This window comes from Actinoplanes sp. NPDC051633, assembly GCF_040681735.1.
Taxonomy (GTDB): domain Bacteria; phylum Actinomycetota; class Actinomycetes; order Mycobacteriales; family Micromonosporaceae; genus Actinoplanes.
Genome location: NZ_JBFAZH010000285.1, coordinates 1 through 7,647 on the forward strand (window position 1 = coordinate 1; position 7,647 = coordinate 7,647).

Here is a 7,647-nt window from a genome sequence, read left to right on the forward strand (position 1 = left end):
TCGCCGAGGCCACCGGGCTGATCGTCCCGCTCGGCCGGTGGGTGCTCGAGGAGGCGTGCCGCCAGGCGATGGTGTGGGGCGGCGCGCTCAAGATGGCCGTCAACGTCTCGGTACGGCAGTTCGACCGCTGCGACCTGGCGTCCGTGGTGTCGGCCGTGCTCGCCGAGACCGGCATGCCGGCGCAGAACCTGTGCCTGGAGATGACCGAGAGCGTGCTGATGACCGACACCGAGGAGAACCTCGAGCAGCTGGTCCGGCTCAAGGCGCTCGGAATCACGCTGGCCATCGACGACTTCGGCACCGGGTACTCCTCGCTGGCGTACCTGCGCCGGTTCCCGGTGGACATCCTGAAGATCGACCGGTCCTTCGTGGAGCGGCTCGGGCTCGAGAGCGACGACGCCGCGCTCGCCGGGACCATCGTCTCGCTGGGGCAGAGCCTCGGCATGGCCACCGTGGCCGAGGGCGTCGAAGAGTACGGCCAGCTCGCCGCGCTGCGCGCGATGGGCTGCACGTTCGCCCAGGGTTACTACTTCTCCCGCCCGGTGCCGGCCGTCGAAGCGGGCCGCCTCCTCCAGCCATTGGGAATCCGTTGATCACCCATTCCGTCATCGATGTGCCGACGCCATACCTGGTCACCGATCTGGACACGGTGGCCGGCCGGTATGCCGCGTTCCGCCGCGCGCTGCCCGGCGTGCACGTGCACTACGCGATGAAGTGCAACCCGGCGCCGGAGATCCTCGCCACGCTGGCCGCTCGCGGGGCCGGCTTCGAGATCGCGTCGCTGGGCGAGCTCCGGATGCTCCAGCGGGCCGGCGTCGACCCGGCGGACGTGCTCTACAGCAACCCGATCAAGCCGCCGTCCCACATCGCGGCGGCGCACGCGGCCGGGCTGTGGCGGTTCAGCTTCGACTCCCCCAACGAGCTCGCGAAGATCGCCGAGACGGCGCCGGGCTCGGCCGTCTACGTCCGGCTGCGCGTCGACGACGAGGCCAGCGTCTTCCCGCTCTCCCGCAAGTTCGGCGCCGGCCTCGACGACGCCTACGACCTGATGCTGCTCGCCGGCCGGCTGGGGCTGCGGCCGTACGGCATCACGTTCCACGTCGGCTCGCAGTCGGGCAATCCGCAGGCGTGGCGGCGGGCGATCGGCGACGCCGGCCGGCTGATGTCGCGGCTGCGGGCCGAGGGCATCGAGATCGAGATGCTCGACCTGGGCGGCGGCTTCCCCGCACGCTACGTCGCGCCGGTGCCCTCGCTGGACGAGATCGCGGCCGTCATCGAGCCGGCGATCGGCGAGCTGCCGTACCGGCCGGCGCTGATCACGGCCGAGCCGGGCCGCGCGCTGGTCGCGGAGGCCGGCGAGCTGGCCACCGGGGTGATCGGGCGCGAGCAGCGCGGCGACGAGAACTGGCTGTTCGTGGACGTCGGCGCCTACCACGGGATGATGGAGACGCTGCAGGCCGAGTGGTCGTACCCGATCACCACGTCGGTGCCCGAGCAGGCGACCGGCCCGATGCTGCCGTTCACCATCACCGGGCCGACCTGCGATCCCTCCGACACGATGTTCACCGAGGTGTGGCTGCCGGCCACCGTGGACGTCGGCGACACGCTCTACATCGGGTCGGCCGGGGCGTACACGCTCGCTTACGCCTCGGAGTTCAACGGCTTCCCGGCGCCGACGCCCCTCTTCGTCGGCGACCTCGACGGTCACTCCGACGGCGGCTTCGGGAACGCCTTCGCCGGACCCACTCTGACCGGGTCGCCCCTGGGCGGCCTCACCATCGCCGGTGGTCGCTGAGACCGGCCGGCTCGGCGGCAACCATCGGGCGCGACCCGGCGGGATGCGCCGGGCCGGTCGACTGCGCGAGCTGCTCGTCGCGGGCGTCGTCGACTCGTTCGGCATGGCGCTCGGCTGGACGATCCTCGTGCTGCTGGCGACCGCCCGCGGCGGCCTCGGCGAAGCCGCGCTCTACAACGCCGCCATGTTGGCCGGAGTGGTGCTCTCCGCGCCGGTCACCGGCTGGCTGTCCCGGCGCTGGGCCGGCCGCACACTGCTGCGCGGCGCGGCCGGCATCGAGATCGTGCTGCGCGTCGGTGTGCTCGCGGCGCTCATCGCGGGCCTGCCGTCGGTGCTGATCGCCGCCGGCGTGGTGGTGATGCACGTGGCGGCGTGGGCCGGGTTCGCCGGCATGCGGGCCGAGGTCACGGCGGTCGCGCCGGGAGCGCGCGCGATGACCAGGTACGCGCTGTGCATAGCGGCCGTGGAGGCGGCGGGCACGGGTCTGGCCGCCCTGATCCCGGTCGGCCGCGGGGGTCATCCGACGGGCTGGCTCCTGGTCGCGGTCTTCATCCTGTACGCGGGCTCGCTCATCCCCACCATCCTCAGTGCCCGCCGGGCCCGGGTGGTGGTGGCGCAAGCGGACGACATGCCGGCCCTGAGCCTGTCCGGACGACGCCTCGTCGCCGGCCGCCACGCCGGCGGCCGGCGTTCGATCGTCTCGCCCCGGCTGCTCGTGGCCGGGGGCGCGATCATGCTGCTGGCCTCGGGCCCGACCCTGCTGTCGGTGCCGCTGACCACCGAGCTGCACGGCCGGCACTGGGTGGCCGGCGCGGCGATCGCGTTCAGCCTCGGCTGCCTGCTGGCGACCATCGCGGTCGACGCGATCGCGGCCATGCGGTTGCCGGCGGTGCTGCGCTGGTCGCTGTGGGGGCTGGCGATGCTGACCGGCTGGATCTTCGCGCCGGCGCACGCGTACGCGGTGCTGTTCGCGCAGTTCTCGGCGGGCCTGGCGCAGACCGCGTTCGAGGGCGACATGGACGCCCGGGTGGCCGAGGAGGCCCCCCGCCACGGGGTGACGACGGCCCTGGCCTACAGCGCGTCGACCCGTGCCCTCGGCGGCTCGCTGGCGGTCAAGTTCCTGCCGATGTTCGTCACCGCGCAGTCCGTCGACCGCGCGGTGAGCGCGGGCGTGCTGGCGCTCGGCGTGGCCGCGCTGCTGATCTACGCGGCCACGCTCGTCGCCCGCCGGGCCCTCATACCGCCCCTGCGTCAGCAGGAGGACTTGTAGGCCGCCTGGCCGCCCTCGCCGTCGATGTTGTCCTTGTCGATGACTGTGAAGCCGGTCTGCACCTTCGGGGTGACCTGGCCGCCGTCCAGGGCTGCCACCGCCATGTCGACGCCGTACTGGCCGATGATTCCGGGTTGCTGGGCTACCAGGGCCTGGACCGTGCCCTCACGCAACGCCTTGATCTGGTTGGGGCCGGCGTCGAAGCCGACGACCTTCACCGTGCTCTTGCCGGCCTGGCGGGCGCCGGTGGCCGTGCCCTCGGCCGAGAACAGGTTGGCCGCGAAGACGCCGACGATGTCCGGGTCCTTCTGCAGCGCGGAACCGATCAGGCTGGCGGCCGTCGCCGGGTCGTTGTGCGAGTACTGAACGCCCAGGTACTTGAACGCCGAGTCGGCCGCTGCCGCCTCCTTGAACCCCTGCTCCCGCTGGTCGGTGGTGGAGATGCCCGGGTCCACGGACATCGTCATCACCTTGCCGCCGTTCGGGTTCAGCTTCTTGATCCCGTCGAAGGCCGCCTTGCCGCCGCCCACGTTGTCGGACGCGATGGCCGACACCGCGTAGGACGGGTCCTCGGTCGTGGTGTCGACCAGGACCACCTTGATGCCGGCCGCCGCGGCGGCCTCGAGCGGCTGCTGCATGGCCTTCACGTCGGTCGGCGCGATCAGGATCGCGTCCGGCTTCGCGGCCACCACCGAGTCGAGGATCGGCTTCTGCAGCGTCGGATCGAACTTCTGCGCACCCTGCGTCTTCACGGTCACGCCCAGCTTCGCCGCCTCGGCCTCGATGCCGCACTGCATGGTGATGTAGAACTCGTCGCCGGCCACGCCCTGGATGAACTGGATGTTGTAGTTCTTCGACGCCTTCTGCGGCGCGGTCACCGACGTCGCGGGCGGCGCGCTCGGGTCGACGGACGCAGGCGGCGCAGCGGCGCCGCCCGACTCGGTGGGCTTGGAACTGGTGCAGGCGGAGAGCGCGAGGACCAGCGCAACGCCCGCCACGATCGGCTTCTTCACTTTCGCTCCTTAATGGCGCCACGTTGCGCCTTGGCACGCCGGGACTGATCGATGAAGACGGCCGCCACCAGCACGGACCCGACGGCGACGCCCTGCCAGAAGGGCTCCACGCCGACGATCACGAAACCCGCCTGCAGCACGGCCGGGATGAACAGGCCGATGACGGTGCCGAAGATGGATCCTTCGCCGCCGAAGATCGAGGTGCCGCCGATCACCACCGCGGCGATGACGTTGAGGTTGGTCAGCGACTGCCCGGCGATCGTGGTCGTGCCGAACTGCGACAGGGCGAGCACCGCGCCCACGCCGGCCAGCGCGCCGGTGAGCGCGTACACCATGATCAGATGCCGGTCGACGTCGATGCCGACCCGCCTGGCCGCGATCTGGTTCGACCCGATGGCGAAGGTGTAGCGGCCGAACCGCGTGCGGTGCAGGACGATCGCGCCGGCGATCACGACCAGCAGGGCGACGAAGGGCAACCCCGGAATGCCCGCGATCCTGATGTACGTGTTGAAGTCGGTGAGCGCCTCGGGCACCGAGCGGATGTCGATGCCGCCGGTGAGCACCTGGGCCAGCCCGAGCGCCACCGACAACGACCCCAGCGTCACGATCAACGCGGGGATCTTGGCCTTGGCCACCAGGAAGCCGTTGAGCGCGCCCCAGGCGGTCCCGGCGGCCAGCGCCGCGAGGATGCCGATGATCGCGGTGAGCCCGCCCTCGCCGCCGCGGGCCTCCATCACCTTCGCCGCCACCACCGACGAGAAGACGAGCACCGAGCCGACCGACAGGTCGATGCCGGACGTGATGATCACGAAGGTCATGCCGACGCCGAGCACCGCCCAGACGGCGATGTTCTGGGAGATCAGCGAAAAGTTGCCGGCCGACAGGAACTTGCTGCCGGCGGCGGCGGTGAAGAGCAGGACGATCACGACAAGTACGCCGAGGATCCACACGCTCTGCAACTGCCCGAGCCGTCTCACCAGCGTCATCCCAGACCTCCGGTCATCGCGCTGACGAGTTGCTCCACGGTGGTGTCCTTGCCCTCGAACACCGCGACCCGCCGCCCGAGCCGCATCACCTGCACCCGGTCGGCGACCTCCAGCACTTCCGGCATCGAGTGGCTGATCAGCACCACCGCGATGCCCTTGTCGCGCACCCGCTTGACGGTGTCGAGCACGTGCCGGGTCTGCACCACGCCCAGCGCCGCGGTCGGTTCGTCGAGGAAGACGAGCCGGCCGGCCCACGTGATGGCGCGGACGATGGCGATCTGCTGGCGTTGCCCGCCGGACATCTCGCCGACCCGCGCGCCGAAATCGGTGACGGTGCCGCCCAGGTCGCGGAAGCCCTCCTCGGCGCGGGCCCGCATGGCCTTCTCGTCCATGAACCCGAGCCGGCCGAGCGGGCCGCGCCGCGGGATCTCGCGGCCGAGGAACATGTTCTGCACCGGGTTGAGGTGCGGCGCGAGCGCGAGGTCCTGATAGACGACCTCGATGCCCATCGCCGAGGCCTGCGCCGGCGTCTCGATGCGCACCGGCGCACCGTCGAAGAACAACTCGCCGCGGTCCGCGTCCAGGTTGCCCGTCATCGCTTTGACCAGCGTGGACTTCCCCGCTCCGTTGTCGCCGACCAGCGCCACCACCTCGCCGGCGCAGACGTCGAACGCCGCGTCGTCCAGGGCCTGGACGTGCCCGAACGCACGGGACAGCCCGCGCGCCTCAAGGAGTGGGGTCATCCGCGCCTCCGGCCGAGAAAGATCCTCCGGCCACGATGGCGCATCGATACCGATCTGTAAATCACACATCCTGCATGCGGGTCCGGTTCCGGAACCGACCGGCCGAGATCGCCCCCTGCCCGGGCCTACCAGGGGATACATCATGGATAACGGAAACTCGCGGATGAGAAAGCGCTTCCCGGGCCTCTACCAGGCATTGACACACGTGGAACGCCGGTTCAGAGTGACCCTTCAAAGAGCGCTTTCTCGTCACCCCCGTAACCGCTCTGTCACATCCCCCTCTGTCCGTCCCCTTGATTCCCCGCAAGGAGATCCCGTGTTACGAAGTCGTAAGCGGAAGCTCGTGCTCGGTGCCGCCATCAGCGGGCTGCTCGCCGGATACGTCGCCGTCACCGCCACCGGCGCCCTGGCCGCCGAGACGATCGTCTCGCAGGGCAAGCCGGTCACCGCGTCCTCCGTGGAGTGGGCGGGAACCCCCGCCACCGCCGCGGTCGACGGCAACACCGGCACCCGCTGGGCCAGCGCGTTCGCCGCCTCGCAGTGGTTCCAGGTCGACCTGGGCGCCGCCACCCCGGTCAGCCGGATCGCGATCAACTGGGAGGCCGCCTACGCCAAGGCGTTCACCATTCAGTTCTCCACCAACGGATCCAGCTACACCCAGGCGTACGGGACCACGACGGGCGCGGGCGGCCAACAGAGCATCCCGGTCACCGGCACGGCCCGCTACGTGCGGATCAACCTGACCCAGCGCGCCCTGGAGATCTACGGTTACTCGTTCTGGGAGTTCCAGGTCTTCTCCGGCGGCGGCTCGACACCGAGCGACCCGCCGACGACGCCGAGCGAACCGCCACCGACCGGCGGCACGCGGCTGCTCTCGTACAACAAGCCGGCCCAGGCCTCGACCTGGCAGAACGACGTGAACTGCAACCCGTGCGACGCCGCCAAGGCGTTCGACAACGACCCGGCCAGCCGCTGGGCGACGAGCTCGACGAACGGCTGGGTCGACCCCGGCTGGATCTCGGTCGACCTGGGCGCCACCGCGCAGATCAGCCAGGTCGTGCTGCAGTGGGACCCGGCGTTCGGGCGGGCGTACCAGATCCAGGTCTCGCCGGACAACGCCAACTGGACCACGATCTACCAGACCACCACGGGTGACGGCCTCAAGGACGTCATCAACGCCACTGGCACCGGCCGCTACGTGCGGATGTACGGCACCGCGCGGGGCAGCGCCTACGGCTACTCGCTGTGGGAGTTCAAGATCTACGGCACCGGCGGCAACCCGCAGAACCCGCCCGCGCAGCCGGCCGACCCGACCTTCCCGGCGACGCGGCTGGTCTTCCAGGACGAGTTCAACGACCCGGCCGGCGCCAAGCCGAGCACGACGAAGTGGACGTACGACCCGGGCGTGCCGCAGAACGGTGAGATCCAGTACTACACGCCGAACAGCGAGAACGCGCAGATGAACGGCCAGGGCAGCCTGGTCATCGAGGCGCGCCGGCAGGACTACCAGGGCCGGCAGTACACCTCGGGGCGGATGAACACCAGCAACAAGTTCCACGTGCAGTACGGCCGCGTCGAGGCGCGCGTCAAGGTGCCGAAGGGCAACGGCCTGTGGCCCGCGTTCTGGATGATGGGCGCCGACTTCCTGCAGGGGCGGCCGTGGCCGTACAACGGCGAGATCGACATCATGGAGGTCCTCGGCCGCAACACCAACGAGATGTACACGACCCTGCACGCCCCGGCGTATATTTTGTTTTACTTTTTTATATCTACTCAATCTATCAAAAGCTTTAGTTAAATGTTTTAAACTCTGTTCTAAAGTTTCACCGTCAATCGCATT

General features: G+C 70.1%; 7 protein-coding genes. 4 read left to right on the forward strand and 3 right to left on the reverse strand.

Annotated features, from left to right (window positions below):
• The 3 genes from AB0M20_RS17750 to AB0M20_RS17760 form a co-directional block, all read left to right on the forward strand.
• The coding region (locus tag AB0M20_RS17750) for an EAL domain-containing protein (protein ID WP_364299334.1) at positions 1-593 on the forward strand (593 nt) is incomplete at its 5' end.
• A gap of 20 nt (positions 594-613) precedes the next feature.
• A complete protein-coding gene (locus AB0M20_RS17755) occupies positions 614-1,795 on the forward strand; it encodes a type III PLP-dependent enzyme (protein ID WP_364299336.1) in 1,182 nt (393 codons plus the stop codon).
• The gene (locus tag AB0M20_RS17760; protein WP_364299338.1) at positions 1,785-3,065 is read left to right on the forward strand and encodes a hypothetical protein; all 1,281 of its coding nucleotides are present in this window, start codon (positions 1,785-1,787) and stop codon (positions 3,063-3,065) included. Before AB0M20_RS17755 ends, AB0M20_RS17760 begins: the two co-directional genes overlap by 11 nt.
• On the opposite strand, the gene AB0M20_RS17765 is transcribed toward AB0M20_RS17760, so the two are convergent.
• The 3 genes from AB0M20_RS17765 to AB0M20_RS17775 are packed head-to-tail and all read right to left on the reverse strand — an operon-like array spanning position 3,047 to position 5,807.
• Positions 3,047-4,078 carry an ABC transporter substrate-binding protein gene (locus AB0M20_RS17765; RefSeq protein ID WP_364299340.1) on the reverse strand — a complete coding sequence of 344 codons (1,032 nt, stop codon included), beginning with the start codon at positions 4,076-4,078 and terminating at the stop codon, positions 3,047-3,049. The two genes, AB0M20_RS17760 and AB0M20_RS17765, sit on opposite strands and share 19 nt — an antisense overlap.
• Complete coding sequence (locus tag AB0M20_RS17770) at positions 4,075-5,064, reverse strand: ABC transporter permease (RefSeq protein WP_364299342.1); 990 nt, start codon at positions 5,062-5,064, stop codon at positions 4,075-4,077. Before AB0M20_RS17770 ends, AB0M20_RS17765 begins: the two co-directional genes overlap by 4 nt.
• A complete protein-coding gene (locus tag AB0M20_RS17775) occupies positions 5,061-5,807 on the reverse strand; it encodes an ATP-binding cassette domain-containing protein (RefSeq protein ID WP_364299344.1) in 747 nt (248 codons plus the stop codon). Before AB0M20_RS17775 ends, AB0M20_RS17770 begins: the two co-directional genes overlap by 4 nt.
• Positions 5,808-6,123: 316 nt before the next feature.
• Here AB0M20_RS17775 and AB0M20_RS17780 point away from each other — a divergent pair, with 316 nt between their 5' ends.
• The gene (locus AB0M20_RS17780; RefSeq protein ID WP_364299346.1) at positions 6,124-7,605 is read left to right on the forward strand and encodes a discoidin domain-containing protein; all 1,482 of its coding nucleotides are present in this window, start codon (positions 6,124-6,126) and stop codon (positions 7,603-7,605) included.
• Positions 7,606-7,647 lie beyond the last annotated feature (42 nt).

Bases quoted from the DNA above. Each gene is read 5' to 3' on its own strand.
- AB0M20_RS17775 (WP_364299344.1), bottom strand. From the start codon at position 5,807: ATGACCCCACTCCTTGAGGCGCGCGGGCTGTCCCGTGCGTTCGGGCAC.
- AB0M20_RS17770 (WP_364299342.1), bottom strand. From the start codon at position 5,064: ATGACGCTGGTGAGACGGCTCGGGCAGTTGCAGAGCGTGTGGATCCTC.